Source organism: Maribacter sp. (assembly GCF_049667165.1).
Lineage (GTDB): Bacteria > Bacteroidota > Bacteroidia > Flavobacteriales > Flavobacteriaceae > Maribacter_A.
In genome coordinates this window covers 1-2,527 of the sequence record NZ_JBATHS010000377.1, presented here as the reverse complement: position 1 = coordinate 2,527, position 2,527 = coordinate 1, and the positions used below count along the sequence as shown (strand labels likewise).

Below are 2,527 nucleotides of genomic sequence, written 5' to 3'. Positions count from 1 at the left end.
AAAAAGACCTCAAACGACGGTTTTTAGTTTTACTTTTTTAAAGTGATACACGATACCGAATAAAGAGACCAATGCGGTAATCAAAAAGAAGACCATGCTTATGCTGATCGAGGTGTTCGCATCCAAGGCCAAAAGGGTAGCCCCATAAAAGAAAGTGACTTCACGGCTACCTATGCCACCTATGGTCAATGGCAATACCGATACGATTGAGGATAATAGGAAAATGAACAGATATGCAATCGTATTAAGTTGAATGGACAAGGAATGTAGAATAAAGTATACGCAAATCAATTGTGCCAATTGCACCAATGCCGATAAAGCAACCGATTTCCAAAATACCGGAAGCACATAATTAAAGAACCGTTTGTTCAAAATCCAAAAGACAACTATGGATAGTATCCCAAGGAGGCCTATAGGCACATTATAGGAATTCAACCAGGGGTTATTTAGAAGCAGCCCTAAAATACAGGCATACATAAATAACAACAACATGCCACTAAGTCTATCCAAAACCAATACAGCAACCGCCTTTTTGGTTCCTACCTGGAACTCTTTTTTAATGAGATAGCCCTTATAGGCATCCCCACCAATACCTCCTGGAAGGAAAAGGTTGTAGAACATACCCAATAGATAGAGCTTAAGGTTGCTCTTTTGGGTAAGCCGTATCCCGAGTTCATGAAAATATAGATTTAACCTTATAGCGGCCAATATCTTTGAAGCTGTGAAAAACAGAATGGACAGTAAAAGATAAAGTGGTTTGGTTCTTTTTAGAATTTGTACGACCTCTTTGAAATCAACCTTTGTGAAGATAAAATAGATAAGGACTGCGCTAATGGCAATCTTGGTTATCGTGATGAGTTTCTTACGCAATCCCGTCTCCAATCGTCACTTTTTTAATTCTATAAGGTCTTTTCTTTTGTGATTCGTAATAGGTTCGAATAAGGAGTTCCATTACAATTCCTATCGTAAACACTTGTATGCCGGCCAAAATGAACATAAGTCCGAAGATCAATAAGGGTCGGGTTCCTATATCCTGTCCAAAACCGAATTTGATAATAAGGAGGTAAATGTTTATGAGTACCCCTAAAAAAATCATTAAAAATCCGAAGATGCCAAAGAAATGAATGGGGCGTTGAAAATATTTACGGATAAAAAGCAACAACATCATATCGGCAACTACCTTGAAAACACGTTCCAGTCCGTATTTTGAAACCCCTGCATTGCGGGCATGGTGCTTGACCGGCACTTGTTTGATCTGTGCACCTTCCAAATAGGCGAGCAAGGTGATAAATCGATGCATCTCACCGTATAGATTCAAATCTTTCGCAATATCCCGGCTAAAGACCTTTAAGGCACAACCATTGTCCTTTATATCGAGTTTAGTGACTCTCCGTACTAAAAAGTTGGCAATTTTAGAGGGAATCTTTTTAACCAGGGAATCCTTTCTTTTTTGGCGGATCCCGGTTACGACATCATAGTCATCATTTAGGGCATAGGACAACATTTGGGGTATATCGCTGGGATCATTCTGCAAATCCCCATCCATGGTAATGATAAATTCCCCCTCGGCATAATCAATACCTGCTGCCAAGGCCAAACTTTGTCCGTAGTTCTTCTTAAGCTCAATAAGATGTACCTTATCGTCATCCATATTTTTTACCACTTTTCGGGTATTATCCGTGGAGAAATCATCGATGTAGATGATCTGATAGTTATAACCCTGAAGACTTTCGTGGATTTTTTGAGTCAATAAAACCGCATTATCTTCCTCATTGTACAAAGGAACGACTATTGAAAGTAAGGAATCTGTTAGTGGTTGCATTCAATTGATTTATCGTCTGGCAAAGGTAAATTTTTTATTGAAATGCTTTCCATTTGAATTTATGGCCATTTCGGGATTCGGTTAATTTCGCTGCAGATCTTTATTTGCTAATAGGCACTTTTATTTTAGTCTGGTCCCATGATACTATAAGATAGACTTGTTCCCCATCTTCAAAACCGATGTTGAGTTTTTCTTGAATGGTCGAAGTACTCTCGACAGGAACTTCAATTTTGACCACGTCTGTTTCATGATTTCTGGTGGTTTCCTTTCCACCACTCAGTATGGTCACGCCCCAATCAGGAATCTCAGCGTTGAAGATGACCTCCCAATTCATAGTTCCCGGTTTGGTCCAAAAAGAATAGGTACCTGCCGGAAGCGTTTTGTCGATTATCTTAATATCAGACCCTGTGGTAAAGGTTGTTGGCTCGTTGGCCCCGGTTCTCCAAACCACATCGTAAGGAACCAATTCCCCAAAAATTACCCTATCTTTCTTAGACGGACTTGAATAGGTCACCGAAAGGTCCATTCCGTTTTTGGTATAGGCATTCGATACTTTTGGACTATGCTTTTTGGTTTGATCCTTCATATAGGGCATTCCGACAAACATGACCAGTGCGATCAAGGCTACTGTGATACCCAAGATCCATTTTAATTTTTTCATCCGCTGCGTTTTTGTTCTTGTTGTTTGGACTAAGTTACCAAATC

General features: G+C 39.6%; 3 protein-coding genes. All 3 read right to left on the bottom strand.

Annotated elements, in window-relative coordinates; translation table 11 throughout:
- Nucleotides 1-9: 9 nt before the first annotated feature.
- The 3 genes from WBM98_RS16895 to WBM98_RS16885 all read right to left on the bottom strand — a co-directional run bounded on the left by WBM98_RS16895 (nucleotide 10) and on the right by WBM98_RS16885 (nucleotide 2,483).
- Nucleotides 10-882, bottom strand: a complete 873-nt coding sequence (locus tag WBM98_RS16895) for a lysylphosphatidylglycerol synthase transmembrane domain-containing protein (RefSeq protein ID WP_424367191.1) — start codon at nucleotides 880-882, stop codon at nucleotides 10-12.
- Nucleotides 863-1,822: a glycosyltransferase family 2 protein gene (locus WBM98_RS16890; RefSeq protein WP_424367190.1), complete on the bottom strand. Its 960-nt coding sequence runs from the start codon at nucleotides 1,820-1,822 to the stop codon at nucleotides 863-865. The genes WBM98_RS16895 and WBM98_RS16890 overlap by 20 nt, the downstream gene beginning before the upstream one ends.
- Before the next feature lie 100 nt (nucleotides 1,823-1,922).
- Entirely contained in the window at nucleotides 1,923-2,483 is a 561-nt protein-coding gene (locus WBM98_RS16885) for a DUF2911 domain-containing protein (protein WP_424367189.1), read from the bottom strand.
- Nucleotides 2,484-2,527 lie beyond the last annotated feature (44 nt).